The 25738-nt window shown below is 66.7% G+C and carries 24 protein-coding genes; 6 read left to right on the top strand and 18 right to left on the bottom strand.

The annotated features are described in order from the left end of the window. Positions 1-51: 51 nt before the first annotated feature. The gene (locus TBD_RS13010) at positions 52-816 is read right to left on the bottom strand and encodes a Crp/Fnr family transcriptional regulator (RefSeq protein WP_011313105.1); all 765 of its coding nucleotides are present in this window, start codon (positions 814-816) and stop codon (positions 52-54) included. Between the two features lie 87 nt (positions 817-903). On the opposite strand from TBD_RS13010, the gene TBD_RS13005 reads away from it, so the two are divergent. Then, entirely contained in the window at positions 904-1344 is a 441-nt protein-coding gene (locus TBD_RS13005) for a CopD family copper resistance protein (RefSeq protein ID WP_011313104.1), read from the top strand. A 72-nt stretch (positions 1345-1416) separates the two neighbouring features. Beyond that, the gene (locus tag TBD_RS13000) at positions 1417-3480 is read left to right on the top strand and encodes a TonB-dependent receptor (protein WP_011313103.1); all 2064 of its coding nucleotides are present in this window, start codon (positions 1417-1419) and stop codon (positions 3478-3480) included. 202 nt (positions 3481-3682) lie between these two features. On the opposite strand, the gene rpmG is transcribed toward TBD_RS13000, so the two are convergent. The 3 genes from rpmG to radC form a co-directional block, all read right to left on the bottom strand. Further along, on the bottom strand, positions 3683-3850 hold the full coding sequence (rpmG, locus tag TBD_RS12995) for a 50S ribosomal protein L33 (protein ID WP_011313102.1): 168 nt from the start codon (positions 3848-3850) through the stop codon (positions 3683-3685). 12 nt (positions 3851-3862) lie between these two features. After that, positions 3863-4099, bottom strand: a complete 237-nt coding sequence (gene rpmB / locus TBD_RS12990) for a 50S ribosomal protein L28 (RefSeq protein ID WP_011313101.1) — start codon at positions 4097-4099, stop codon at positions 3863-3865. 107 nt (positions 4100-4206) lie between these two features. Further along, positions 4207-4881: a RadC family protein gene (radC, locus tag TBD_RS12985; RefSeq protein ID WP_011313100.1), complete on the bottom strand. Its 675-nt coding sequence runs from the start codon at positions 4879-4881 to the stop codon at positions 4207-4209. Positions 4882-4942: 61 nt separating this feature from the next. Between radC and coaBC the strand changes: the two genes are divergently transcribed. The 3 genes from coaBC (at position 4943) to TBD_RS12970 (ending at position 8170) form a co-directional block, all read left to right on the top strand. Then, positions 4943-6118: a bifunctional phosphopantothenoylcysteine decarboxylase/phosphopantothenate--cysteine ligase CoaBC gene (gene coaBC / locus TBD_RS12980; protein ID WP_011313099.1), complete on the top strand. Its 1176-nt coding sequence runs from the start codon at positions 4943-4945 to the stop codon at positions 6116-6118. Positions 6119-6140: 22 nt separating this feature from the next. Continuing rightward, positions 6141-6581 (top strand): dUTP diphosphatase, encoded by a 441-nt coding sequence (gene dut / locus TBD_RS12975; RefSeq protein ID WP_011313098.1) that lies wholly within the window; start codon positions 6141-6143, stop codon positions 6579-6581. 182 nt (positions 6582-6763) lie between these two features. Next, complete coding sequence (locus TBD_RS12970) at positions 6764-8170, top strand: GGDEF domain-containing protein (protein ID WP_238376459.1); 1407 nt, start codon at positions 6764-6766, stop codon at positions 8168-8170. Here TBD_RS12970 and lnt read toward each other — a convergent pair. From lnt to TBD_RS12940, 6 genes are all read right to left on the bottom strand, one after another. Beyond that, a complete protein-coding gene (gene lnt / locus TBD_RS12965; RefSeq protein ID WP_041433269.1) occupies positions 8154-9662 on the bottom strand; it encodes an apolipoprotein N-acyltransferase in 1509 nt (502 codons plus the stop codon). The genes TBD_RS12970 and lnt overlap by 17 nt on opposite strands. 37 nt (positions 9663-9699) lie before the next feature. Next, positions 9700-10974: a dihydroorotase gene (locus TBD_RS12960; RefSeq protein WP_011313095.1), complete on the bottom strand. Its 1275-nt coding sequence runs from the start codon at positions 10972-10974 to the stop codon at positions 9700-9702. A gap of 67 nt (positions 10975-11041) precedes the next feature. Beyond that, positions 11042-11995, bottom strand: a complete 954-nt coding sequence (locus TBD_RS12955) for an aspartate carbamoyltransferase catalytic subunit (RefSeq protein WP_011313094.1) — start codon at positions 11993-11995, stop codon at positions 11042-11044. Next, the gene (pyrR, locus tag TBD_RS12950) at positions 11992-12486 is read right to left on the bottom strand and encodes a bifunctional pyr operon transcriptional regulator/uracil phosphoribosyltransferase PyrR (protein WP_011313093.1); all 495 of its coding nucleotides are present in this window, start codon (positions 12484-12486) and stop codon (positions 11992-11994) included. Before pyrR ends, TBD_RS12955 begins: the two co-directional genes overlap by 4 nt. Beyond that, entirely contained in the window at positions 12467-12904 is a 438-nt protein-coding gene (gene ruvX / locus TBD_RS12945; protein WP_011313092.1) for a Holliday junction resolvase RuvX, read from the bottom strand. The genes pyrR and ruvX overlap by 20 nt, the downstream gene beginning before the upstream one ends. Continuing rightward, positions 12901-13458, bottom strand: a complete 558-nt coding sequence (locus TBD_RS12940) for a YqgE/AlgH family protein (RefSeq protein ID WP_011313091.1) — start codon at positions 13456-13458, stop codon at positions 12901-12903. Before TBD_RS12940 ends, ruvX begins: the two co-directional genes overlap by 4 nt. A gap of 310 nt (positions 13459-13768) precedes the next feature. Between TBD_RS12940 and TBD_RS12935 the strand changes: the two genes are divergently transcribed. After that, on the top strand, positions 13769-15829 hold the full coding sequence (locus TBD_RS12935) for a putative bifunctional diguanylate cyclase/phosphodiesterase (protein ID WP_238376458.1): 2061 nt from the start codon (positions 13769-13771) through the stop codon (positions 15827-15829). Positions 15830-15883: 54 nt separating this feature from the next. On the opposite strand, the gene TBD_RS12930 is transcribed toward TBD_RS12935, so the two are convergent. From TBD_RS12930 to TBD_RS12895, 8 genes are all read right to left on the bottom strand, one after another. Next, complete coding sequence (locus TBD_RS12930; protein WP_011313089.1) at positions 15884-16897, bottom strand: class 1 fructose-bisphosphatase; 1014 nt, start codon at positions 16895-16897, stop codon at positions 15884-15886. 105 nt (positions 16898-17002) lie between these two features. After that, positions 17003-17833, bottom strand: a complete 831-nt coding sequence (locus tag TBD_RS12925) for an energy transducer TonB (RefSeq protein WP_041432778.1) — start codon at positions 17831-17833, stop codon at positions 17003-17005. A gap of 80 nt (positions 17834-17913) precedes the next feature. After that, positions 17914-19773: a ribonuclease catalytic domain-containing protein gene (locus TBD_RS12920; protein ID WP_011313087.1), complete on the bottom strand. Its 1860-nt coding sequence runs from the start codon at positions 19771-19773 to the stop codon at positions 17914-17916. Then, a complete protein-coding gene (locus TBD_RS12915; protein ID WP_011313086.1) occupies positions 19773-20330 on the bottom strand; it encodes a YqiA/YcfP family alpha/beta fold hydrolase in 558 nt (185 codons plus the stop codon). The genes TBD_RS12920 and TBD_RS12915 overlap by 1 nt, the downstream gene beginning before the upstream one ends. A gap of 836 nt (positions 20331-21166) precedes the next feature. Continuing rightward, on the bottom strand, positions 21167-22567 hold the full coding sequence (gene mpl, locus TBD_RS12910; RefSeq protein ID WP_011313084.1) for a UDP-N-acetylmuramate:L-alanyl-gamma-D-glutamyl-meso-diaminopimelate ligase: 1401 nt from the start codon (positions 22565-22567) through the stop codon (positions 21167-21169). Between the two features lie 53 nt (positions 22568-22620). Further along, positions 22621-24525: an ATP-binding response regulator gene (locus TBD_RS12905; protein WP_011313083.1), complete on the bottom strand. Its 1905-nt coding sequence runs from the start codon at positions 24523-24525 to the stop codon at positions 22621-22623. After that, complete coding sequence (locus TBD_RS12900; RefSeq protein WP_041432776.1) at positions 24522-25166, bottom strand: response regulator; 645 nt, start codon at positions 25164-25166, stop codon at positions 24522-24524. The genes TBD_RS12905 and TBD_RS12900 overlap by 4 nt, the downstream gene beginning before the upstream one ends. A 69-nt stretch (positions 25167-25235) precedes the next feature. After that, the gene (locus tag TBD_RS12895) at positions 25236-25718 is read right to left on the bottom strand and encodes a SoxW family protein (RefSeq protein WP_011313081.1); all 483 of its coding nucleotides are present in this window, start codon (positions 25716-25718) and stop codon (positions 25236-25238) included. Positions 25719-25738: the final 20 nt, after the last annotated feature.

The following is a 25738-nucleotide window of genomic DNA, read 5'->3' as shown; positions in this document are numbered from 1 at the left end:
CTGGCGAATGGGCGTCCGTGCCAGCCGCGCGCGGCCAACCCTCGCTACGCTTCACCGCTTGCCTGCGAGATTGCAGCACCCGGTCATCGAAGGATTGCCTCCGATGTGGGAGGGTGGCCGCATGGCTTGTCGGGGCAGCGCCACCTTTTCACACAACATGTCGGCGTCGAGCAGGACCAGCGTGCGCCCCTTGCCGCTCAGGAGTCCGTCCTGGCGAAATTTCTGCAGTAGACGCGACAGAGTTTCGGGCGTCATGCCGAGTTGGGCCGCCAGGACGGCGAAATTCACCGGAATGCTGATCCAGTTGCCATGCTGTTGCCGCCGCAAATCAAGCAAATAGGCGACGAGCCGCTGGCCGGCGTTGTTGAGGGTGAGATGGTCGATGCGGTTCATCGCCTGGTATAGGCGTCTCGCCAGGGCGGACAGGAGCGTCAGCATCAAGGGCGGCGAGGCCGCGCACAACGACAACAATGCCTGCCGCGGCACGGCGAACAGCGTGCTGTCGCGTACGGCGCGCGCCGTCATCGGATAGACCGCGGGGCTGAGAAACATTGCGGCTTCGGCCAGCAGGTCGCCGTCCCCGAGCATCTGGAACACCTTTTCCTCCCCCTGCGGCGAGAACCGGTAGAGGTGGACCTCGCCTTGCGCGACGAGGTAGAACGCGCGGGCCTCGTCGCCTTCGGCGAAGAGCAGCTGGCCGGCCCGCGCGTCCCGCGAACGCGCAGCCTGGGCCAGCGTGGCGAGATGGCCGGCGTCGACGCCTGCGAAGAGCGGCGCATCGTGCAGGAGCGAAAGAGGGGACGCGGGCGACGCCATGGCGAATTGACAATTGTCATTGGGGCTTGGGTGGCCGCGATCTTATCATGAATGCGAATTGTTCTTAATCGCACCCAAGGAACTTCCATGCTGCACGGCACTCTCGTCACGATCCATCTCTTCTCCGCGGCCATCTTCATCGGCATCGTCGCCTTTGAAGTGCTCATCCTCGAGAGTATTCGCAGCCATCTCCCGGCGCAGTACATGGCGCTCGTCGAGGAAGGCATCCACAAACGCGGGCGTCGCGTCATGCCCTGGTTCGTCGGCCTGCTTTTCCTTACCGGCATCGCGATGGCGAGCCACATCTACGGCGCCGCCCTTGCGGCTCCCTTCGCCTCGTCGTTCGGGACGCTGCTGACGCTGAAGATCCTGCTCGCCACGAGCGTGCTGCTGCATTTCGTGCTGGCGATGAAGCACGCGGTCTGCGGGAACATGACCTCGGCCCGCTTCAAGTACACACACCTTTCCGTGTTCGTTCACATGATCGCGATCGTGATCCTGGCCAAGTGGATGTTCGTCATCCGCTAGAGCGCCCACTTTTTATCGAACCCGGGCAAGCCAGCGCGCAGCCAGCTAGCCATCCGCTATCTGGAGATCCTCATGAAACTGCATCCGGTCGCACTGGCCTGCCTCGGCATGGCCGCCTCACCCACTCCCGTGCTTGCCGCCGATACGCTGCCGGCGCTTAGCGTGACGGCCAAGGGGTACGCCGCCGACGACATGGAAACCCCGGCCGCAACTTTCGCGTTGTCGCGCGACGATCTGCAGCAGCGCGCCGCCGGCAACGTGGGCGACGCGCTGCGCGGCGAACCTGGACTCGCGGTATCCGGCGACAGTGCGCAGGGCCAGAATCCGGTCATCCGCGGGTTGAAAAAGGAGAGCGTCGTGCTGCTCGTCGACGGCATCCGCGTCAACGCGGCCCAGCCGGCCGGTGCGATTGCCTCGTTCATGAGCCTGCCGCTGGCCGAGTCGGTCGAGGCGGTGAGAGGACCGGCTTCCGTGCTTTACGGCAGCGGCGCGCTCGGCGGCGCGATCAACGTGCGCCTGCCCGACGCGCATTTCGCGCCCGGCGTCGGCTTCGACACCGCCCTCGCCTGGAACAGCGCGAGCCGTGGCCTGCGCGCGACGGGGGTCATGAATGAGGCGGGCGCGGACCAGGCGCTGATGCTCGGCGCTTCGCTCTCGCGCATCGGCGACTACGACGCGCCGGACGGTCGCGTGGCGCGCACCGGCTACGATTCGGACAGCTTCATCGGCCAGTACCGCTTCCGGGTCGACGCCGCGAACGAATTGCGCGTCTCGCTGCAGCAGCACACCGACGAAGACGTCTGGTACCCCGGTTCCACCAAGCCGCATCCGCACCCGCTGGTACAGAGCACGACCGTGCATTCGCCGAGGCAGGAACGCGTGCTCGCCGAAGTCGGCTATCGCCGCAAGGGATCTGGCGAGACGCCGGTGAACGTCGACCTGCGGGCCTACCGGCAGGAGGTCAAGCGCGAGATCTTTTCGTACGCCGACGGCCCTCTCGCCCGCGACATCGCCGAGACGCGGGTCGCCTTCGTCACCGACGGTATCGACGCGCGCGCCGACTGGCTCGCGCATCCGCTGCATCTGGTGTCCTTCGGCGCCAACGCCTGGCGCACGAGCGCTTCACCCGAGCGGCTGCTGCCGGCCCCGGCGACCAATCCGGCCAATCCGCTCGGACGCAGCGACCCGTTCACGAACGGCCGCATCGAGGCGCTCGGCCTCTATGTGCAGGACGACATGCGTTTCGGCAAGCTCGGCGTGCTCGGGGGTCTGCGCCACGATACGGTCGAAGGCGAGGCCGATTCGGTCGGCAGTCCGCCGGTCACGCAGAACCTCGCGCGCCGGGACGGCATGTGGTCGGGGTCGCTCGCGGCGATCTACGAGGTCGCGCCGCTCCTGAGGCCCTACGCGAACCTGTCACGCGGGGCACGCGCCGGCGAGATGCGTGAGCGCTTCGAGTCCTCGCCGCGCGGGGACGGCTTCTTCTACGTCGGCAATCCGCAGATCGAACCTGAAACCGCCACCCAGATCGAACTCGGCCTGAAGGGTGCCACGACGCGCTTCGACTACCGCATGGCGGTCTACCGTACCCGCATCGATGATTACATCACCGGCCTCGACATCTCGGGCACGGCGGAGGCCGTCGCGATCTGCGGTCCCGCGAACGCCACGGCGTGCAAGCGCACGGTGAACCTAGGCCAGGTCACGCTCGAGGGCCTCGAAGCCGAGGGCCGCTGGCAGCTCGTCGACGGCCACTGGCTCAGCGCCGGTCTCTCGATGGTGCGGGGAACCAACGAGGATCTGGACGAGCCCTTGTTCCAGATGCCGGCCGACGAGCTCGACCTGGGCTGGGAAGGGCGAGTCGCGCCCGAGTGGACGCTCGATACCACGCTGCGGCTGGTGCGCCGGCAGGACCGCGTGGCCACCGTATTCGCCCGCGGCAGCGAGGACCCGACCGCCGGCTTCGCCACCGTCGACGTCGGCGCGACCTGGCGGCGCGGCAAGCACAGCGTGCGCGTGGCGATGCGCAACCTCGCCGACAAGGCTTACCACGAACACCTGACCGAAGGCGTATCCGGGCAGGAGATTCCGGCACCCGGGCGGAGCCTCGACGTGGTCTACAGCGGGAAGTTCTGAAACCGGGGCGCGGCGTGCATCGCGGACCGCCTCCGACGCGAGGCGGGCAGTGTGCTCCCGGGTCCGGGCCGCTTGGAAGGGGAGCCGTCCGCCGCGTGAGGGCGGCTTCGCCGCGGCGCTACGCGGGACAATGCAAAAATAAAACCCGCCAGCGGCGGGTTTTATTCTGACGAAGCCGGACTGCGCGGCTTCTGGCGCAGTCTTATTTCAGCTTCGTTTCCTTGTACATCACATGCTTGCGAGCCTTGGGATCGAATTTGCTGATCTCCATCTTCTCGGGCATGGTCTTCTTGTTCTTGGTCGTGGTGTAGAAGTGGCCGGTGCCCGCAGTGGACTCCAGCTTGATCTTTTCGCGTCCGCCTTTAGCCATTGCCGGTTCTCCTTAGACAGCTTCGCCGCGGGCGCGCAGATCGGCCAGGACGGACTCGATGCCGTTCTTGTCGATGGTGCGCAAGGCGGCATTGGACAGACGCAGACGAACCCAGCGGTTCTCGCTCTCGACCCAGAACCGGCGGTATTGCAGGTTGGGCAGGAAACGACGCTTGGTTTTGTTGTTGGCGTGGGAAACGTTGTTCCCGACCATGGGCTTCTTGCCCGTGACGACACATACGCGAGCCATGTTGCTGCTCCAGAAATTGAGGGTTAACCGGTGGGGTTAACGCAGAGGGTCAACCCGAGAACCGCGATTTATACCACAGTTCCCAACGCGCGGGCAAGCCGCCCGGCTCAGAGATGACCGGCCTCGGCGAACGAGAGCGCCGAGGCGCCGGCGATGATGAAATGGTCGAGCACGCGGATGTCGACGAGCGCCAGGGCCTCGGCGAGCCGACGGGTCAGCGAGCGGTCGGCCTGACTCGGCTCGTTGACCCCGCTCGGGTGGTTGTGCGCGAGAATCATCGCCGCGGCGTTGTGCGCGAGCGCGCGTTTGACGATTTCCCGCGGATAGACGCTGGTCTGCGTGAGCGTGCCGCGAAACAGTTCCTCGACCGCGATCACGCGATTTTGCGCGTTGAGAAACACGCAGCAGAAGACCTCGTATTCCTTGTCGCGCAGGATCAGCCGCAGGTAGTCGCGCACGGCCGCGGGGGATGACAGGGCGTCGCCGGCCTGCATGTCCTCGGCCAGCGTGCGGCGGGCCATTTCCATCACGGCCTGGAGCAGGGCGTATTTCGCCTCACCGACGCCGGGCGCCCGGCAGGCCGCGACCCGGTCGGCGCGGCACAGCGCGCCGAGACCTCCGAAACGCTCGATCAGATCCCGTCCGAGATCGACCGCGCTCTTGCCGGCGACCCCGGTGCGCAGGAATACCGCGACCAGTTCCGCATCGGTCAGCGCCGCCGCGCCCTGTTTCAGGAGCTTCTCGCGCGGACGCGCGTCCTCCGGCCAGTCGCGAATCGCCATCCCCTTGCCCCCTCCCGTAGAATGCGAGCATTTTCATGGAAAGCGCGCTGGGAATCGAGCCGTGTCGCTAGCAGACAAAAAAATCGTTCTCGGGGTGACGGGCGGGATCGCCGCCTACAAGGCTGCGGAATTGTGCCGGCTGCTCGTCAAGGCGGGTGCCGACGTAAAGGTGGTGATGACCGACGCCGCCCAGCGCTTCGTCACCCCGCTGACCTTCCAGGCCCTCTCCGGCAAGCCGGTGCTGACCGCCATGTGGGACGCGGCGGGCGATGGCATGGCCCACATTCACCTCTCGCGCGACGCCGATCTCGTGCTGGTCGCGCCGGCTTCTGCCGATTTCCTCGCCAAGCTCGCGCACGGTCGGGCCGACGACCTGCTGTCGACGCTGTGTCTCGCGCGCGCCTGCCGCCTTGCCGTCGCGCCCGCGATGAACCGCGAAATGTGGGCTGCCGCGCCGACCCGGCGCAACCTCGACCAACTGCGCGCGGACGGCGTCTGCCTGCTCGGCCCCGAGGCCGGCGAGCAGGCCTGCGGCGAAACCGGACCGGGGCGCATGCTCGAACCGGTGGACATCGTCGCCGGCCTGTCGCCGCTCTTCACTACCGGAGTTCTCGCCGGTCGCCGCGTGCTCATCACGGGCGGGCCGACCTACGAGGCGATCGACCCGGTACGCGGACTGACCAACCGCAGTTCGGGCAAGATGGGTTACGCGCTCGCGCGCGCGGCACACGAGGCCGGCGCCGAGGTCTGTCTGGTCTCGGGACCGACCTGCCTGACGACGCCGGCCGGCGTACGCCGCGTCGACGTGCAAAGTGCCACCGAGATGCGCGAGGCCGTGCTGCGCGAACTTCCCGCCAACGTCTTCATCGCCGTCGCGGCCGTCGCCGACTACCGGGTCGAGGCCGCGGCGCCGCAGAAGATCAAGAAATCCGGGGGCGGCCTCACGCTCACGCTCGTCGCCAACCCCGACATCCTGGCCGAAGTCGCTGCCCGTCCGGATGCGCCGTTTTGTGTCGGTTTCGCCGCCGAGACCGAACGCCTCGCCGAGCACGCCGAGGCCAAGCGCCGGCAGAAAAAGCTGCCGCTGCTGGTCGGCAACCTCGCGCCCGACACGCTCGGGGCGGACGCGGCAGAACTCGTGCTTTTCGACGACGACGGCGCGCACCGGCTTCCCCGCGCCGACAAACTCGAGCAGGCGCGCGCGCTCATCCGCCATATCGCAAGTCACCTCAACTGACGAAATCCCGACAAAAATGAAGATGGATGTGAAGATTCTCGACGCCCGCCTGCGCGACCAGCTTCCGCATTACGCGACCCCGGGCGCCGCCGGCCTCGACCTGCGCGCGTGCATCGACGCGCCGATCACGCTCGCCCCGGGGGAAACCCGGCTCGTTCCGACGGGCATGGCGATCCATCTCGCCGACCCCGGCTACGCGGCGCTGATCCTGCCGCGCTCGGGACTCGGCCACAAGCACGGGATCGTGCTCGGCAACCTGGTCGGGCTCATCGATTCGGACTATCAGGGCCAACTCATGGTTTCGGCGTGGAACCGCAGCGAGCAGTCCTTTGAACTGGTGCCGCTCGAGCGCCTGGCGCAGCTCGTCATCGTCCCCGTGGTGCAGGCTCGCTTCAATATCGTCGAGGCCTTCGAAACGACCGCGCGGGGCGAAGGGGGATTCGGCAGTACCGGCCGCCAGTAGCAGCATCCAAGGCTGCCCGATCGAGGGGATCGAATCGGGGCACGAACCTTGCTGCAGGGAGGGGCGAGTCGGCAGGGCTTCCGCGGGACGAAAGCGGAGGGCCTGCCATTGCGGAGACGATAACCATAAGAGCGAGCGCGCGCGCCCAGATGCTTCAGACGTCCATATTGCGGTTCGGCCTCATGCTTGCCGCAGCCTTGGTGCTGCTGACGGGCGCGGCGACGTTCGCGCTTTATCAGCTGCGCGAACCCGAGCATTCGACGTCCGAGGAGCTCGGCAAGCCGGTCATGGCGGCGCAGATCGAGTTTCTCGCCGACGCCATGCAGCGCAGCGCGGCCAGCATCGCCGCGCATCCGCAGACGCTCGCCTGCTTCACCGCGCTTGCGGCCGAGGTCTGCCAGACGCAAGCCGCCAACCTCCATGCCCTGAACCCGAACGCCACCGTGCTGTTCGTCACCGACGGTCAGCGTCAGCTGCTGCCGGGCTTCCTGCCCGGCGAAACCCGGCGTTTGCTCGCCACCGCGGGCAAGGGCGCGATGGCCACAGCGACGTTCAATCTCTCGCTTTCGCACGAGGTCAGGGACGCGAACGACAAGCGCCTGGGCTTTGTGATCGTCGAGCAGAGCGTTCCCCAACTGCAGGCCTTGTTCGATACGCTGCCGCTGCCAGACGCCGCGGCCTACGCGGAACTGCAGCAGAACCAGGGCGGCGGCGCGACGGCGGTATTGATGCGCCGGGGCAACCAGGCGATCAAGCTCAACGCCCGGCCGACGCTGATCGCGCTCGCCGGTACGCCCTGGCTGATCGCGGTGTGGCGTCCGCAGACGCCGATCGTCGAGAACGTCATGCCCTACGTGCTCGGCTGGCTCGTCGCGAGCCTCGCCGTTGCCGTGCTGGTCGTCGCGACGACGCTCGCGATCCGCAATCGCGTCGTCGACAACCTGCGGATCCTCGTCAAGTTCACCAACGACCTTCGACAGCAACGCCTGCGCGGCGATTACCAGGCGAGCCTCGGCGAATTCCAGATGCCGCTCGAGACCATGCTGAAGCTCGGCAGGGTGATGCTGGGACGGCAGAAGGAGGTGTCGTCGCAGGCCCGGCTCGACCATTTGTCGCAGGTCAACAACCGGCGCAGCTTCGACGAGAAGCAGAAGGAGCTGTTCGCGACGCTGAAGGACGGCTGGACGCACAGCCTTCTGATCCTCGACATCGACAATTTCAAGCAGGTCAACGACACCTTCGGTCACGAGGCCGGCGACCAGCTCATCATCAAGTTCGGCAACGCGCTGAAGTCCTGCCTGCGCAACAGCGACTTCATCGCGCGCCTCGGCGGCGACGAGTTCTGCGTGATCTTTCCCTACACGCCGCTCGACCGCGCCCGCGAGCTGGCCGAGCGCCTGCGCGCGAACATGCCCGAAAGCGTCGAACTGATACCGGGCGTGACGCAGAAACTCTCATGGAGCGGGGGACTTTCCGAATACAGCCGTGATGACGGGGGCGAGAATGAGGCGCTCGCGCGCGCCGACGCGGCCTTGCTCGAAGCCAAGCGCGGCGGCCGCAACGCGACCCGCGTCAGGGCGAGCGCCTGAATCGAAGGGCGAGGAGCCCGACCCCGATCACGCCCCATAGCGCGAGCACCGGCGCGTTGCCCCAGCGCACATACGGTGTGCTCCCCGCATAGCCCTGGATTTCGCCGGTCAGGCTGCCGGCCGTGAACAGGGGCAGGCTGGCGAGCAGGTTTCCGCGTGCATCGATGATCGCCGTGACCCCGGTATTGGTCGCGCGCAGCATCATGCGTCCGCTCTCGAGCGCCCGCATCTGCGACATCTGCACGTGCTGCCACGGCGCGAACGAGTCGCCGAACCAGGCGAGGTTGCTCACGTTCACGAGCACGCTCGCTTCCGGCAGCTGGCGGATGATTTCCTCGCCGAAAGCGTCCTCATAGCAGATGTCTGCCGCGACGCGCTGGCCGCCGATCGCGAGCGGGCGCTGCTCGACCCCGCCGCGCGAGAAATCCGACAGCGGAATGTGCAGCACCTCGACGACCCAGCCCCACAGTGCCCTGAGCGGAATGTATTCGCCGAACGGCACCAGGTGAATCTTGTGGTAGCGCTGCCCGGGCGCGCTGCCGAGGCTGATCACGCTGTTGTAGTAGCCGTGCTCGTAGGAGCCGGTCGGCAGGCCGGCGAGCACGTCGCCGCCATTGGCCCTGCCGAGCTCGGCGAGCCGCTCGCGGTAGCGCTCGGGCAGATCGGATTCGAACAGCGGCAGCGCGGTCTCGGGCAGCACGATCAGACGTGCCGGGGAGGCCGCCGCCATCCGCAGATAGGTTTCGAGCGTGGGAAGCGTGCGCTCGGGCTGCCATTTCATCGCCTGGGGGACGTTGCCTTGCAGCAGCGCGACCGAAGTCGGCCCGCCGTCCGGCGTCGTCCACGCGACGCCGCGTAAAAGCTGCCCGCCAAACAGCGCCACCGCGATCGCCCCCAGCGCCCATGCGCGCGCCGCCAGCCTTCGCCCCGGCGTGAGCAGCCAGGTCAGCAGTGCGGCAAGCGACGCCAGCACGAATGACACGCCGTACACGCCGGTGAGCGGCGCGTAGCCGGCGAGCGGACTCGCGGGAACTTGGGAATAGCCGACGACCAGCCAAGGGAAGCCGGTGAAAATCCAGCCGCGCACCCATTCGCTCGCGCCCCACAGCATCGGGAGCAGGACCAGGAGGCGCACGACGGGTGCAAGCGGCGTGCGTTGATGCCCCCGAAGGCGCGCGTGCAAACCACCGACCGCCGCCGGAAAGAGCGCGAGAAACCCGCAGAACAGGAACGTTGCCAGACCCGCGAGCCATGCCGGCATACCGCCGTAGACGGAGAGGCTGACGTAGACCCAGCTCACGCCGGTGAGGAAAAAACCGAGTCCCCATGCGAAGCCCAGCGCCAAGCCCGCGCGCAGCGAGGGCGCGCGTTCGAGCATGACGAAGAGCACGGCGAGGCTGAGGATCGGCAGCGGCCACAGGCCGAAGGGCGCAAAACCCGCGACTGCCGCCACGCCGGCGATAAGCGGGATCAGCAGTTGCGCGAACGGCAGGCGGCGCGGGAGGGCGGGCGCGGTGCCGGCGAAGACCTCAGCGCGCCGACTCAAAATCGATATGTCCGTCGATCAGGGTATAGCGCACGCGCCCTTGCATCGGGTGGTTGAGGAAGGGCGTGTTGTCGCCCTGGCTCGCAAGACTTTTCGAGGTCACGACCCATTCCGCCTGCGCGTCGAAAATGCAGACGTCGGCGTTGGCACCCGCGGCGAGTTCACCCGCCGGGATGTCGAGAATCCGCGCGGGCTCACACGTGATCAGCGCGAGTGCGCGCGGCAGCGGCACGTTCATCTCGCGCGCCCATTTCAAGGTCAGCGGCAAGAGCAGCTCGACGCCCGAGGCGCCGGGCGATGATTCGCCGAACGGCACCTGCTTTTCGTCCTCGTCGACCGGGGTGTGGTCGGAGCACAGCGCGTCGACCGCGCCGTCGCGCAGTGCCTCGCGAATCGCGTCGCGGTCGCGCAAGCTCCTGAGCGGCGGCACGAGATGCAGGTGCGAGTCGAAGCCGACCAGGTCGTTCTCGGACAGGTGCACGTGGGTCGTGGCGACGTCGCAGGTCACCGCGAGACCTTGCGCCTTCGCGGCCTGCACCATCGCGATTCCCTCGCGGGTCGACAGGCGCGCGAGGTGGACGCGGGCGCCGGTCTCGCGCATCAGCTGCAGGATGGTCGCGAGGGCGACGGTCTCTGCGAGCGCCGGAATCCCCGGCAGGCCGAGGCGCGAGGCGATGGCGCCATCGTGGGCGATACCGCCGCGTGCGAGCGTGACGTCCTGCGCCCGCAACCACAACCGGAAGCCGAAGGTCGCCGCGTATTCCATTGCGCGCAGTAGCACCAGCGTGTCGGTCAGGGGCGCGTCGGCCTGGGTGAAGGCGCGGCATCCGGCCTCGGTCAGCTCGGCCATTTCGGTGAGCATCTTGCCTTCGAGCTTCTGCGTCAGCGCGCCGACCGGATAGACCCGCGGACCGGGCAGGTTCTTCGCGCGGAATTTGAGCATTTCGACGAGGCCCGGTTCGTCGAGCGGTGGGTCGGTGTCGGGCGGACAGGCGAGCGAGGTGACGCCGCCGGCCGCGGCCGCAAGCATTTCCGATTCGAGCGTCGCCTTGTACTCGAAGCCCGGTTCGCGCAGGCGCACCGAGAGGTCGACGAGACCTGGGCAGACGACGAGTCCGCTCGCATCGATCGTCCGGTTGGCATGGAAGGTCGGGGCGTCGCTCGTGACGATCCTGCCCGCGGCGATGAACAGATCGGCGATTTCGTCGCGACCGCTCGCCGGGTCGATGACGCGGCCGTTCTTGATATGTATCTTCATGGGCGTTTGGGTCAAAGGCGGCTGCGTGATGTCGGCAGCGCGCGGTTCGGCGCGGGCAGTGCCCGCTTCAAGTCGAGGCTCCCCCGGCGAGCAGCGCCATGACCGCCATGCGTACCGCGATGCCGTAGGTTACCTGCGGCAGGATCACCGACTGCGGGCCGTCTGCGACCTCGGACGCGATTTCGACGCCGCGGTTCATCGGGCCGGGGTGCATGACGATCGCGTCCGGCTTGGCGAGCGCGAGTTTTTCCGGGGTCAGCCCGAAGAATTTGAAGTATTCCTGCGCCGACGGCAGCCGCGCGCCCTTCATGCGTTCGTTCTGCAGGCGCAGCATGATCACGACGTCGCAGCCGGCGAGCCCGGCTGCCATGTCGTGGAACACCTTGACGCCGAGCTGCTCGACGCCGGTAGGGAGCAGGGTCTTGGGCCCGATCACGCGCACCTCCGGCACGCCGAGTGTGGTCAGTGCGTGGATCTGCGAGCGTGCGACGCGCGAATGCAGCACGTCGCCGACGATGGCGACGGTCAGGTTATGGAATTCGCCCTTGAAACGCCGGATCGTGAACATGTCCAGGAGGCCCTGCGTCGGGTGGGCGTGGCGGCCGTCGCCCGCGTTGACGACCGAGATGTGCGGGGCGACGTGGCGCGCGATGAAATGCGCGGCGCCGGATTGCGAATGGCGCACGATGAACATGTCGGCGTGCATCGCCGAGAGGTTGTCGACGGTGTCGAGGATCGCCTCGCCCTTGGTCTGGCTCGAGGTCGCGATATTCAGGTTCACGACGTCGGCCGACAGACGCTTCGCTGCGATCTCGAAAGTCGTGCGCGTGCGCGTCGACGGCTCGAAGAACAGGTTGAAAATCGACTTGCCGCGCAACAGCGGCACTTTCTTCACCTCGCGCTCGCCGACGTCCATGAAGGATTCGGCGGTGTCGAGGATGTGCGTCAGGGTCGCGCGCGGCAGGCCGTCGAGCGTCAGCAGGTGGCGCAGCCTGCCGTCCGGCGTCAGTTGTGGATTCATGCGAGGCTGAGCGTGAGGTGGCCGTCGTCGAGGCGTGAGAGATTGATGTTCTGGTGAGGCGGGACCTCGAGTGTGAGCGCGGCGAAATCCGGGCGGATCGGCAGCTCGCGTCCGCCGCGATCGACGAGCACGGCGAGCCGAATCGACGCGGGGCGGCCGTAATCGAACAGCTCGTTCATCGCCGCACGTACGGTGCGCCCGGTGTGCAGGACGTCGTCGACGAGCAGGATGACGCGGTTCTCGAGGTCGAACGGCAGGTTCGACGGTTTCACCTGCGGATGCAGGCCGATGCGCGAAAAGTCGTCGCGGTAAAACGAAATGTCGAGCGCGCCGACGGGCGACGCGCACTTCAGCAGCGCGTGGAGCCGCTCGGCGACCCAGACGCCGCCGCTGTGGATGCCGACGATCACGGTCTCGGGCGCGAACGTCGGGGCGATGCTTTCGGCGAGCCGCGCGATCAGCGTGTTGGCGTCAGGCAGTGAGGCGTGCATCAAAAAAACCCTGCAGGATGAGTTGTGCGGCGACCGCGTCGGTCAGCGCCTTGTTTTTCTTGCCGTGGATGCCCCGGGCGTGGAGTTCCGATTCGGCGGTCGCACTCGTGAGACGCTCGTCGATCAGAAAAACCGGTCGCTCGAAGCGAGATTCTAATCTGCGCGCGAAGTTGCGGGCGACCCGCGTCATTTCGTTTTCGCTGCCGTCGGCGCGCGTCGGCAGGCCCAGCACGAAGAGGGCCGGCTGCCATTCGGCGGCGAGCTTCTCGATCGCCGCCATGCGCGCGTCGGTCGACTCCGCCTGAATGACGGTCAGCGGGTGCGCGATCCCGATCGCGAGTTCGCCCGAGGCGACGCCGGTGCGCTTCAAACCGAGGTCGAAGGCCAGCACCGTGCCGTGGGTCTGTGCATCGCTCAAGCGTGTCCGGCTTCGTCCGAGAGGCTCGCGAAGTCGATGCCGAGGAGCTTCATCGCCGCGGGCAGGCGTTCTTCGGGGGCCAGGTCGAAAATCACCTGCGGGTCGGCCGCGACCGACAACCAGGCGTTCTGTTTGAGTTCATCTTCCAGTTGCCCCGCCGACCAGCCCGCATAGCCGAGCGAGACGATGAATTTCTCCGGCCCCGCGCCTTGGCTCACCGCTTCGAGCACATCCTTCGACGTCGTCAGGCTGACGGCGTCGTTGACCGTGAGCGTGGAGCTGAAGGTGAGCGGGGGGGTGTGCAGGACGAAGCCGCGTTCGGTCTGGACCGGGCCGCCGAAGTACACGATCTCGCCGTGCAGGCCTTCGGGCAGCGAGAGCCCGATCTGCTCGAACAGCGTCGACAGGTCGAGGTCAATCGGGCGGTTGACCACCACGCCGAGCGCTCCCTGGTCGCTGTGATCGCAGATGTAGGTCAGCGTCCCGTTGAAATTGGGATCGACCATGCCCGGCATGGCGATCAGGAAGTGATTGGTAAGGTTGACGTTTTCCATGATGCGCCCCCATTGTAATCCGCCTCAATCGAGCAAACACTCCTTTCGTCCCGCTTCGTTCACTATAGCGACCCCCTGCAGGCGCCGGCCGGGGCGGGCGGATTCAAGTGCTCCGCAGGTCTTGCCGTAAGGTCACTCTGGTGCAGTCCGGTCGCGCGGGTTTGTCTCGTCCAGCGACGATCGGCTGCCAACGCGCGGATCCGCGCAACGCCCTATGGTTTGTTTGCAACCCTCCCGCCGACAAGAGAGGACGCTCCGCTTGATGCAATTGCCAGGTAAAGACTTACACCGCCGCGCCGGCGTCGGATTATTGGCGCTGAGCCTGCTGCTATTGCTGTGGCAGGCAAGCCGGGTGAATCAATTGGCGGTCTCGCCGGCCGACTTTCTCGCCGTTCATTCCCTGATGGAGGTCTTCGCGGTCGTGGTTGCCGCGCTCATCTTCTTCACCGGGCACGGGGTGCAGCAGGCCGAGCGGTCGACCCGCGCCATGGCACTCGGCTGCGCGTTCCTCGCGGTCGCGATGTTCGACGTCCTGCATTTCCTATCCTCCCCCGGGATGTCGGACATGCTGAGCCCCAACACTCAGCATAAATCCCTCGTTTTCGCGCTGGCGGCGCGCATCGTGGGCGGCATCGGACTGCTCGCCTATGTGCTGCTGCCGGAGACGCAAGCCGCACGCTCGGGCGTCCGCCGCTACGCATGGGTCGCGGTCATATTGCCCCTGGCTGCGCTGGCGCTGCTCGTTCTCTACACTCCCGACATCGTGCCGGCGATGTACGTGGAGGGCGTCGGGCTCACGCGCCTGAAGGTCGGCACGCAGTGGCTGGCGATCGGCCTTTACCTGTCCGCCGCGGCGCTCGCCCACCTGCGTCGCGGACGGCTCAGGGGTTGCGACGCCGATAGCCTGATTCTGGCCCTGCTGCTGCTGGCGGCGAGCGAACTGTTCTTCACGCTCTACGTCGAGGTCAGCAGCACCGCGAATTTCATCGGCCATTGCTACAAGGTGTTCGCCTACTATTTTCTGTACCGCGCGATCTACGCCGAGGCGGTGAGCCGGCCGTTCCGCCGCATGCGCAACATGCTCACCCACGACGACCTGACCGGGCTGCCCAACCGCACGGCGTTCAACGAACAGCTCAATCTCTCGCTCGAGCGCGCGCGCCGCGACGGGACTTCCTGCGCGGTGTTACTGCTCGACCTCGACCATCTGCAGAACGTCAACGACACGCTCGGCCATGAGCAGGGCGATATGCTGCTGGTCGCTGCCGCCGCGCGCATCCGTGAGCGCCTCGGCGACGCCGGCTTCCTTGCCCGGTTCAGCGGCGACGAATTCGTGATCCTGCTCGACAACGCCGAAGTCGAGCATGCCAGGGGAGCAGGCGAGGGCCTGCTGCGTGCCATGGAGCAGGAGTTCGACATCGGCACCGATCGCCTCGCGATCAGCGCGAGCGTCGGCATCGTCACCTATCCGGCCGACGGCGAATCGGGGAGCGTGCTCATGCGCTATGCCGACCTCGCGCTCCATCGCGCCAAGGTCGGTGGCCGCAACGGCCTCGTCGTCTTCAGCCGCGATCTCGCCGAGGTGGTCGAACGCCGCGTCGCGATCGAGGCCCACCTCAAGAACGCGCTCGACCGCAACGAGCTGTCGCTCGCCTATCAGCCCAAGCGGGAAATCGGCAGCGGGCGGCTCACCGGCTGGGAGGCGCTGCTGCGCTGGCAGTCGCCGAAGCTCGGCATGGTCGGCCCGCAGGAGTTCATTCCGATTGCCGAGCAGACCGGCCTCATCGTGCCGATCGGCCAATGGGTGCTACGCAACGCCTGCCTGCAGTTGCGCGCGTGGAAAGACCTCGGGCTCGAGGCCGGCAATATCGCCGTGAACCTGTCGACGCGACAGTTCCGGCAGAAGGACCTCGCCGAGCAGATCGCGGCCGCGCTCGAGGACGCCGGCCTCGCCCCGGGCGATCTCGAACTCGAACTCACCGAATCCTTGCTCATGGACAATCTGGCGTCGGCGGCCGAGGTTCTCGCCAGACTCGAGCAGCTCGGCATACGCATCGCGATCGACGATTTCGGAACCGGCTACTCGTCGCTCAGCTACCTCAAGACCTTCCCGATCCACTGTCTGAAGATCGACCGCTCGTTCATCCAGGACATTCCGGCGGACGAGAACGACACCGCGATCGTGCGCACGATCATTGCCCTGGCGCGCAGCCTGGGCCTCACCGTCGTCGCCGAGGGTGTCGAAACCGAGGCCCAGCTCGACTATCTGCGGGCCAACCAGTGCGACGAGGGTCAGGGCTATCTGCTCAGCCGCCCGCTCGATCCCGATGCCTGCACGCGCCTGATGCGCGCCGGCGTGGTAGCGGCCTGACGCAAAAAAAAGCCGGGCGCACAGCCCGGCTTTTGCTCGGCTTCGGCGGCCGCCTTACGCCGCCTTTTCGTGGTGGTAGCCCGTCACCGTGTCGACTTCGGTCTTCGAGCCGAGGATCACCGGCACGCGCTGGTGCAGGCCTTCCGGGGCGATGTCGAGGATGCGCTGGTAGCCGGTCGTCGCCGCGCCGCCGGCCTGCTCGACGATGAACGCCATCGGATTCGCTTCGTACATCAGGCGCAGCTTGCCGGCCTTGGACGGGTCCTTGGTGTCCTTGGGGTACATGAAGATGCCGCCGCGGGTCAGGATGCGGTGCACTTCGGCGACCATCGACGCGACCCAGCGCATGTTGAAGTCCTTGCCGCGCGGACCGGTCTTGCCGGCGAGGCATTCGTCGACGTAGCGCTGCACGGGCTTTTCCCAGAAACGCATGTTCGACGCGTTGATCGCGAATTCCTTGGTTTCGGTCGGGATTTTCATGGCGGGATGGGTCAGCACGAACTCGCCGACGTCGCGGTCGAGCGTGAAGCCGTTGGTGCCGTGGCCGAAGGTCAGGACCAGCATGGTCGACGAACCGTAGATCGCGTAGCCGGCGCAGACCTGCTTGGTGCCGGCCTGCAGGAAGTCCTCAGCCTTCGCGGCGCGGCCGGCGACCGGAGCCTTGAGGATCGAGAAGATCGTGCCGACCGAGATGTTGACGTCGACGTTGCTTGATCCGTCGAGCGGGTCGAACACCAGCAGATACTTGCCGAGCGGGTACTGGCCGGGGATGGCGTAGACGTCGTCCATTTCCTCGGACGCCATGCCGGCCAGGTGGCCGGCCCACTCGTTCGAGCGGATCATGATGTCGTTGGTGATCACGTCGAGTTTCTTCTGCGTCTCGCCCTGCACGTTCTCGGATTCGAGTGCGCCCATCACGCCCAGCAGCGCGCCCTTGTTGACGGCGTTCGAAATCGCCTTGCACGCGGTGACGACGTCGTTAAGCAGCGAGGTGAAGTCGCCGGTCGCACCCGCGGTGCGACGTTGCTCTTCAATGATGAACTGGGTAAGGGTGGTGCCGGTGTGCATGACGGAACTCCAGAAGTAGAGAAAAATATTCGAACAATCAAAGATTTTATCACGTGATAAAGCGCGTGAATCCGCGGCCGGCAGGCGGGGAAAGCTTGAGGGCGCTTACTCGGTGCCGACGAGCTGGTCCGAGCGGGTGAAGGTCCAGGTGCGGGTGATCGACAGGATGTCGGCTTTCTTCTGCATGTCCGCCGGGAACGGCGCATAGGGCGCGGCGAGTTCGACGATCCTGACTGCCGCTGCATCGAGGACCTTCGAGCCCGACGAGCGGTCGACCTCGATTTTTTCGATCTTGCCGTTGGCATAGATCGATACCGTCAGCTTGAGGCTGCCGTAGATCCCTTGGCGGCGAGCCGCTTCGGGATAGTTCAGGTTGCCGACGCGCTCGACCTTCGCGACCCAGTCCTCGACGTAGCGCGCGAACGCGTATTCCTTGACGTTCGCGCCGACGAAGGCGCGCTTCGGGCGCTTCTGGTATTCATCCCATTGCTGCGAAATGCGCGCCTGCAGCTGCGCCATCTCGCGCGCCTGCAGGTTGAGCTGGCTCGCATCGACCGTCGGCGCCGGTGGCGCAGGCTGGGTCTGCGCATCTTGCGGCGCGGCGTCGGGCTGCAGTTGCGTCAGTAGATTTCTTGCCTGCTGCTCGAGTTCTCTGACCCGGGCCTGCAGCGCCGCCTCTTCGCCGCCGCGCTGTGTTTTTGGGCTGGCGGGCAGGGGACTCTTCAGGCGGCGATCTTCGTCCGTATTGCCGCCCCCCGCGAGATTCACCTGTGCCAGCGCGTCAGGCTTGAGCGGGGCATCGGTGCTGCGCGCGTTGACCAGCACGACTTCCATCGGAAGGTTCGGGTCCTCGAACAGCTTCGGATTGATCTGCACGAATTGCGTCGAAAGCGCCATGCCGTGCACTGCGGCCGACGCGAGCAGGGCCAGCGCCATGCGCGTTCCCTGTTTGGACGGTTCGGCAAGAGAGACGGGTTGAATGGACGCCATGGTGCGCGAAAGTGGGTTCGTCGATTCTACGGAACGGCGGCCGTGCTGTCAGGCACGGTCTCGAGATATTCGGCGTGGAAGCTGATGTCGAGCAGGTCGATGTTGGAGATCGCCAGGCGGACGCGGGTTCCGGGCGCGAGCCCCGCGACCGAGGGCGCGCGGGTCACCATCGGCAGGGCGTCGAAGCGCACGAGATCCTCGCGGATCACGCTGGCGACGATTTCGTCGACGTTTTCCTGGATCAGCCAGCGCAACATCCAGTAGCGCTCGAGGCGGCGCTGGAAATCGTTGTAGGCGTCGTAGGCGAGCTCGAATTCGCGCACCACTGAAAACAGCGCCTCGCTGCGCGGCGGGTAAACCGGGTCCTCGTCGCGGACAAGGCTGATGAGTTGGCGCTGATTGACGAGATCGACATAGCGCCGCAACGGCGACGTCGACCACGCGTACTGGTCGACGCCGAGGCCGACGTGCGGGTCGGGCGCGGTCGTCATCCGCGTCTTGCCGTTGGCCTGTGCGCGATAGATGCCGGGAACGCGTTTTTCCGCGAGCCAGCCACCCCAGTGCGCGTTGGCAAAGATCATGAGTTCGGAAACGACCTTGTCGATCGGGCTGCCGCGTTTGCGCGGCGCGATGCTGATGCGGTCGCCGTCGAGCTTGAAACTGTAGTCGACGCGCTCGACCGTGTCGGTCTTGCCGCGGCCGGCTTCGAGAACGGCGGCGAAGTCGTGCAGCCATTCGAGTTCGCGGCGATAGGGGTAGTCCGCGACCGCCGGGTTGCGCAGGGTCTCCGCGTTGAATTCGATTTCCAGCGTTTCGTGGCGCAGGTTGTCGGCGATGTGCACCATCTCGAGTCGCGTTTCGGTGCCGAGCACGCGCAGGTCGGCGGCGACGTCGACGTATAGCGACAGCGCCGGGCAGTCGTGCGCTTCGCCGAGCGTGTAGTGATGGATCAGGGTCTCGGGCAGCATCGTGATCTTGTCGCCCGGAAAATACACGGTCGACAAACGCTCGCGCGCGACGCGGTCGAGTTCGGAACCGGGGGCGATGCCGAGCGCTGGCGCCGCGATGTGGATGCCCACGCGCACGCTGCCGTCGTCGTGCCACGCGACGCTCAAGGCGTCGTCGATCTCGGTCGTCGCCTCGTCGTCCATCGAGAATGCTCGCACGGGGCTCGACGGCAACTCGGGCGGGTCGAGCGGCTCCGTCACGGGCGCAAAGCCCGTGCCACGCGGAAAATATTCGAGCAGGAAGCTCATCAAATGGAAATCGAGCGTCGAAGGGATCGCGCCGCACCGCTCGACGAGCCTTAGCGGCGACAGTCCGGTCGCGGCGGCGGCGTCCTCGAGCGCCTTGTATTCGAGCGTGTTCTTGTCCGGCGCGATCAGGATGCGCGGAATCAGCGACGCGTATTCGGGTGGCAGGCGGAAGGCCGCGAGTTCATGGGCGAGATAGGCTTGGCGTTCGGCCGCGATACGCTTCTTCTCGAGGCCGGCCTTGGCCGCGGCGAGCGTCTCCGGTGGCGCCGGACGGTAGCGACCCTTGCCCTTCTTGTGGAAATAGATCGGCGAGGCGTGCAGCTTCTGCAATAGCGCGACCGATTCCGCCGGGCTGGGCGCGTGTCCGTAGTACTCCCCGGCCAGTTGCTCGAAGCCGAACTCCTCGCTCCCGGCCGCTTCCCACAGGAAGTCGGCGTCGAGTTCCTCGCCGAGCTTTTCCGCGGCGCTCATCACGTCCTCCGGCGCCGGCGCGGTAAAACGCAGCAGGATCGCCGCGGCCTTGACCTTGCTGCGCTTGCCCGAAGCCGACTCGACCTGCGCGGTCGCCTCGGTTTCGGACAGGATGGAGCCGGCCTTGAAATGGCCGTCTTCTTCGAAAATGACGTGCATCAGAAATCCAGAATCGTTTGGAAGTGGCGCTCGAATCCGACGAAGCCGTGATCGCCGCCCGTCTCGACGATCTGGCGGGCGCCGGCGTAGTAGGCGACGGCCTCCCGGTAGTCGAGTACCTCGTCACCGGTTTGCGCCAGCAGCAGATAGCGCTCCGGGCGCGAAATCGCCGGGACGTCGAGTGCCGCGAGTTCGGCCAGGTGCGCCTCGGTGAGTTCCCAGGTCTCGCCGGTATGCCAGTTCTCCTGCGGCCCGAGCGCGTCGCGCAACAGCAGGTGGGCATGCACGGCAGGGTTGACCAGCACCGCCTTCCAGCCGTGGCGCTCGGCGAGATACGTCGCGTAGAAGCCGCCGAGCGAGCTGCCGACAAGCGTGATGGACTGCGGATGCCGTTGCGCGAGGTCCGCCTCGACGAAGGCGACGGCTTCGCGCGGGCTGTTGGGCAGGGCGGGGCAGTAATAGTCCGCCTCGCGCCCGAGGCTCGCCATGTGCTCGCCGAGCAGGCGGGCTTTGCCGGATGCCGGGGAGGAATTGAAGCCGTGGAGATAGGCGATCATTCGCGGATTTTACCGGGGGGGAGGGGATTACAGAAATCGGGGGTGCGCCGTCATGGGGGGGGCGTATCGCGACGAAACAGCCAGATTGGCGGGGCGCACTGACTTTCGCAGCGTTCGCGCTGAGGGGTGTCGAAGGGACTGTGGGTTGTAGAGGGCGTGTTGGCAGGACTGCTGACCGTTGGCCGGGGTTGCCCGGCGGCAAGTTACTTTTCTTGTATCGCCAAGAAAAGTAACCAAAAGAAGGCGACCCCGACATCCCCGAAACCCCGAAGCTCAAGCGCGCCGGGCGGGCGGCAAAGAACTCGCCCCGCTTTGCTGTTATTAATTTGATTTTTGTGAGCGGGGCTCAGACACCTTCGCCGCTGATCCGCCCGACGCACTTGCTCTTCGGCGGGGCTGTAAGGGGAGAAAAGTCAAAACCAGTTTTGCGGCTGGCTCGCCGTCGTGCGCTTGGCTCCTCGCCCACGCACAAACGACCCGTTCGTCGCCGGCCAGGTTTCGACCTTTGCCCCCTCCAGACCCGCCGAAAATCGAGGCTGCCGGGTGGATCAGCGGCAAAGGTGTTTGAGCCCCGCCCACTTTCGAAATACAAATCAAAGCGGGGCGAGTTCTTTGCCGCCCACCCTGCAGCCTCGGTTTTCGGGAATTCGGGACTGGCGGGGTCGCATTTTCTTTGGTTACTTTCTTTTGGCGAGACAAAAGAAAGTGACTAGCTGCCGGGCTACCCCCGGCCAACGGTCAACAGTCCTGCGAAAGCGCTAACTACTCGGCCCTGCTTCGCCCCTAATCCCTGGCGGTTGCTCCGCCCCGACGCGCCTAGCGGTGACAGCCTTCCCTCACGCATACCCCCCATACCGATGCATCGGCGTCAGCACGATCTCCTCGTGATAGTGATGATGCAGCGCATCCAGGAGCTTCGCGTGAATGCCGCCGAAGCCCCCGTTACTCATCATCAGCACATGGTCGCCGGGCCGTCCGTCAGCGACGAGTTGCGCGACGAGCTTGTCGAGGTTGTCGAAGACGCGGGCCTTCTCGCCGAGCGGCGCGAGCGCCTCGGCGGCATCCCAGCCGAGGTTGGCGCCGTAGCAGTACACCTCGTCCGCACCGGCGAGGCTGGCGGGGAGCGCGTCCTTCATGACGCCAAGCTTCATGGTGTTGGAGCGCGGTTCGAGCACGGCGAGGATGCGCGCGTTGCCGACCTTGGCGCGCAGGCCCTGGACCGTAGTGGTGATCGCGGTGGGATGGTGGGCGAAGTCGTCGTAGACCGTGATCCCGTGTACGGCACCGCGGATTTCCATGCGCCGCTTGACGTTCTCGAAGCGGCTGAGTGCATCGATGGCGGCGGCCGCCGGCACGCCGGCGTGACGCGCGGCGGCGATGGCCGCGAGCGCGTTCATGCGGTTGTGCTCGCCGATCAGCTCCCAGCGGACGCGGCCTTGCAGCGCGCTGTTGAAGTGGACGTCGAAGCTGCCGCTCGCATCGGCCTCGCCTGCGGTCCAGCCGCCGATGCTGCCGAAGCGTTCGACCGGCGTCCACAGGCCGCGCTCGAGCACGCGATCGAGCGCGGCTTCGCGGCCGTTGGCGACGATGAGGCCGTTGCCGGGAATCGTGCGCACGAGGTGGTGAAACTGGGTTTCGATCGCCTGGATGTCGGGGAAGATGTCGGCGTGATCGAACTCGAGGTTGTTGAGGATCGCCGTGCGCGGGCGGTAGTGGACGAACTTGGAGCGTTTGTCGAAGAAGGCGGTGTCGTATTCGTCGGCCTCGATGACGAAGAAGGGGCTGTCGGTGAGCCGCGCCGACAGGCCGAAATTCTGCGGGATGCCGCCGACGAGGAAGCCCGGATGGAGGCGCGCGTCCTCGAGGATCCAGGCCAGCATCGCCGAGGTGGTCGTCTTGCCGTGGGTGCCGGCGACGGCGAGCACCCACTTGTCGCGCAGCACGTTGTCGGCGAGCCACTGCGGGCCAGAGGTGTAGGGCAGGCCGCGCTCGAGTATGGCTTCCATCAAGGGATTGCCGCGCGTGACGACGTTGCCGACGACGAAGGCGTCGGGCTCGAGTCGGACCTGTCCGGCGTCCCAGCCTTCGGTCAGTTCGATGCCGAGCGCGCGCAGCTGGTCGGACATCGGCGGATAGACGTTGGCGTCGCAGCCGGTGACGGTGTGGCCGGCGTTGCGCGCGATCGCGGCGATTCCACCCATGAAGGTGCCGCAGATGCCGAGGATGTGGATGTGCATGATCTTGGGGGCTAGGGGCTAGGGGCTAGGGGCTAGGGGCTAGGGCGCGCGGATTATCCCACGGCGGCGGCGCGTGACTGCCGGATCAGATGCGTGAGCAGTGCGCGCAGTTTGGCCGGGCGCAGCGGCTTGTGAAGGAGCGGAAAGCCGGCGCTGTTGATGCGCAGGATCGTGTCCGGCGCGGTGTCTCCGGTGACCACGATGGCCGGGATCTCGCGCGCGAATTTCTGCCGCAGGCGGGCGATGACAGCGATCCCGTCGTCGTCCGGCAGGCGGTAGTCGGAGACGATAACGTCGGGCACGCGTTCGACCGTCGCCAGCCACTGTTCCGCCTCGTCGGCGCTGTGGGCGGTGACCAGGTCGATGCCCCAGTTGTCGAACAACTCCGCCATGCCGCGCAGGATCGCACTCTCGTCGTCGACGAGCACGACCAGCGCATCCGCCGGCGTTTGCGCCGGGGCGGTCGCCGGCGGATGCGCGCGGACGAGCGCGGCGTCGCCGAGCGGGACGTCGATGCTGAATACCGAGCCGTGCGCGGGCACGGAGCGAAGATCGACGCGATGCCCCAGCAGGCGGCCGAGGCGGGAGACGATGGCGAGCCCGAGCCCAAGGCCTTTGCTGCGGTCGCGCGCCGGATTGTGCAACTGGACGAATTCCTGGAAGACGCTCTCCTGCTGGTCGGGCGGAATGCCGCGGCCGGTGTCGACCACGCTGATGCGCAGGGTCCGGCCGCGGCGCCGACAGCCGACCAGCACACCGCCGTCGTCGGTGTAGCGGATCGCGTTCGCGATCAGGTTGGCGAGGATGCGCTCGACCAGCAGCGGATCGCTGTACACCGTGGCGTCGCAGGGGCGGAAGCGCAGCCGCAGCTGTTTTTCCGCGGCGACGGCGCCGAACTGTTGTTCCAGATCGACGAGCATCTTGCAGAGCGGGAAGTGCACCGGGTGCGCCTCGATGGCGCCGGCGTCGAGCCGGGAAATGTCGAGCAGCGCGTTGAACAGCAACTCCATCGCCGCCGTCGATGCCTCGATGTTGTCGATGAGCGTCTGCGTCTCGGCCTGTTCATTGCGCGCCTTCAGCGCGGCGACGAACAGCGACAGCGCGTGCAGCGGCTGGCGCAGATCGTGGCTCGCCGCGGCGAAGAAGCGCGACTTCGCGTGATTCGCGCGCTCCGCCATGATCTTTTTCGCCGTCAGGCTCGCGGTCGCCTCGCGCACCCGCTTCTCGAGTTCGCTGCGGTTCCGCTGCAAGGCCTCGGCCATGTTGTTGATCCCCGCTGCGAGCGCGCCGACCTCACCGTCGGGCGGCAGGCGCGTGCGGACGGTCAGGTCGTCGCACGCCAGCCGCTCGACGACTTGTCCGACGTGGCGCAGCTGGCTCGCCAGCCGGCTCGACAGCCGCCAGGCCAGGGCACCGGTGAGGGCGAGCGCGATGGCCATCAGCAGCGCCGCGTGCAGCAGCACGTCGCGCCGGAGCGCGCTGCTTTGCCCGAGCGTCGCCCCGACCTCGACGTAGGCGAGCGAACCGGCGCCGGCCGCGCTGGCCGGCTGAAGATTCGGCCGCCCGTCGGCGGCCGGGGGGCGCAGCGCGACGCGTTGCCGGTAATGTTCGGTGTCGCCCGGGTCGGCGGCGTCGCCGCCGCGGGCGACGACATTTCCGGTAGCGTCGACCAGGTGGGCAAATGCGAGGCCATTATTCCGCGCTTCGCTCTCGAGCAAGTCGCGGGCCAGCGCGAGATCGCCGTTGGCCAGCGCGTGCGGCAGCGCTGCTGCCAGATGGCGGGCCGCCGCCGCGGCGCGCGCTTCGACATCGCGGCCGGCGGTGCGCAGCGCCTGAGTCGTGAAATACGTGGCCATGCCGAATTCGGCGAGCAGTGCGGGCAGCAGCGCGACCACGAGCATCCGGCTGCGGATGCTCGAGACCGAGAGTCGACGCAGCAGGGCGCCCAGTCGGGTCACGAGCCTTGCGTGAGGCGCTGGATCGCCAGCACGGCTTCGGTGCGGTTGGTGACGCTCAAGGCACGAAAAATCGCCGCGATGTGCACCTTGACCGTGCTTTCGGACATGGCGAGGCTTCCCGCGATGGCCTTGTTCGCGCAGCCCTGCGCGAGCAGGCGGGCGACCTCGAGCTGGCGCGCGGTGAGCCCGCTGTGCTGCAGCGCGTCGAAATCGGCCGTGCGTGCGCCGCGCGGGCCGTCTTCACGCACGGCGGGCGGACATGTCGGGATGTAGATATCGCCGGCGAGTACTTGCTGCAGCGCCGCGAGCATGGTCGCGCTCGACGCCGCCTTGGGGATGTAGCCGAGCGCGCCGGCTTCGAGCACGCTGCGGATGTCGTGCGAGGACTCGGATGCGGAAAGCACGACCAGCGGCACGTCCGGGAAGCGCGCGCGGAACTGGCTGATGCCTTGCACGCCGACGAAGCCGGGCATGTTGAGGTCGACGACGGCGAGGTCGAGATCGGCATGCAAGGCGGTCTGCGCGAACAGACTCGGGTAGTCGTGCGCGTCGATGATTTCGACCGGCGGCTCGAGCTGCGACAGAACCTGGCGCACGCCCTCGCGCATGAGCGGGTGGTCGTCGGCCAACAGGGTTTTCAACTGCGCGCTCCTGCATGATGACAGGGGCATTAGTGTACGCCAGCCCCTGGGCTTTGCGGGTGCGTGCGGCTACTTGCCCCGCACCTTGCGCACGCCCTCGTCGATCGCGTTTTCGAGATAGCCGAAATAGTAGTCGGCCGAGAGCAGGCCGACGATCGCATCCCCGGCTGGGTCGCCCTGCGTGTCGAAGACCTTCACGGTCGGCACCATGAAGACCTTGTGGTCGGCGGAAAACTCGCCCTGCGTGGTGGCACCGCCCTTGAAGCCCTTGAGCGGCGTTCCGGCATCGACGGTGACTTCGCGTATGACGACGCGGTCGCGGTAGGCCGGATCCTTGTGCATCGGTACCAGGTATTCGCGTTTGACGCGGTCGCAGTAGGGGCAATCGGGGCTGCTGAACAACACCAGGATGGGTACGCGCCGTTTCGCCGCGGTCCGCGCGTCTGCCTGAAAATCCTTCGCATTCACCAGGCCTTCGGCCGCGCCGGCGCCGCCAGCGACGCCGAGGCCGCATGCTAAAATCAGCGCCCAGGCTGCGATCGATCGCATCATTGTTGGAGTCCCTTCAGATG

Origin of the sequence: Thiobacillus denitrificans ATCC 25259 (assembly GCF_000012745.1) — a bacterium.
Taxonomy (GTDB): domain Bacteria; phylum Pseudomonadota; class Gammaproteobacteria; order Burkholderiales; family Thiobacillaceae; genus Thiobacillus; species Thiobacillus denitrificans_B.
The sequence above is the reverse complement of the archived record's forward strand: the minus strand, read 5'-3'. Positions and strand labels throughout refer to the sequence as shown.

Excerpts from the sequence above, each read along its gene's own strand:
- TBD_RS13010 (WP_011313105.1), bottom strand. The coding sequence starts at position 816 with ATGGCGTCGCCCGCGTCCCCTCTTTCGCTCCTGCACGATGCGCCGCTC.
- TBD_RS13005 (WP_011313104.1), top strand. The coding sequence starts at position 904 with ATGCTGCACGGCACTCTCGTCACGATCCATCTCTTCTCCGCGGCCATC.
- TBD_RS13000 (WP_011313103.1), top strand. The coding sequence starts at position 1,417 with ATGAAACTGCATCCGGTCGCACTGGCCTGCCTCGGCATGGCCGCCTCA.
- rpmG (WP_011313102.1), bottom strand. The coding sequence starts at position 3,850 with ATGGCTAAAGGCGGACGCGAAAAGATCAAGCTGGAGTCCACTGCGGGC.
- rpmB (WP_011313101.1), bottom strand. The coding sequence starts at position 4,099 with ATGGCTCGCGTATGTGTCGTCACGGGCAAGAAGCCCATGGTCGGGAAC.
- radC (WP_011313100.1), bottom strand. The coding sequence starts at position 4,881 with ATGGCGATTCGCGACTGGCCGGAGGACGCGCGTCCGCGCGAGAAGCTC.
- dut (WP_011313098.1), top strand. The coding sequence starts at position 6,141 with ATGGATGTGAAGATTCTCGACGCCCGCCTGCGCGACCAGCTTCCGCAT.
- TBD_RS12970 (WP_238376459.1), top strand. The coding sequence starts at position 6,764 with ATGCTTGCCGCAGCCTTGGTGCTGCTGACGGGCGCGGCGACGTTCGCG.
- TBD_RS12960 (WP_011313095.1), bottom strand. The coding sequence starts at position 10,974 with ATGAAGATACATATCAAGAACGGCCGCGTCATCGACCCGGCGAGCGGT.
- TBD_RS12955 (WP_011313094.1), bottom strand. The coding sequence starts at position 11,995 with ATGAATCCACAACTGACGCCGGACGGCAGGCTGCGCCACCTGCTGACG.
- pyrR (WP_011313093.1), bottom strand. The coding sequence starts at position 12,486 with ATGCACGCCTCACTGCCTGACGCCAACACGCTGATCGCGCGGCTCGCC.
- TBD_RS12940 (WP_011313091.1), bottom strand. The coding sequence starts at position 13,458 with ATGGAAAACGTCAACCTTACCAATCACTTCCTGATCGCCATGCCGGGC.
- TBD_RS12930 (WP_011313089.1), bottom strand. The coding sequence starts at position 16,897 with ATGCACACCGGCACCACCCTTACCCAGTTCATCATTGAAGAGCAACGT.
- TBD_RS12925 (WP_041432778.1), bottom strand. The coding sequence starts at position 17,833 with ATGGCGCTGGCCCTGCTCGCGTCGGCCGCAGTGCACGGCATGGCGCTT.
- TBD_RS12920 (WP_011313087.1), bottom strand. The coding sequence starts at position 19,773 with ATGCACGTCATTTTCGAAGAAGACGGCCATTTCAAGGCCGGCTCCATC.
- TBD_RS12915 (WP_011313086.1), bottom strand. The coding sequence starts at position 20,330 with ATGATCGCCTATCTCCACGGCTTCAATTCCTCCCCGGCATCCGGCAAA.
- mpl (WP_011313084.1), bottom strand. The coding sequence starts at position 22,567 with ATGCACATCCACATCCTCGGCATCTGCGGCACCTTCATGGGTGGAATC.
- TBD_RS12895 (WP_011313081.1), bottom strand. The coding sequence starts at position 25,718 with ATGATGCGATCGATCGCAGCCTGGGCGCTGATTTTAGCATGCGGCCTC.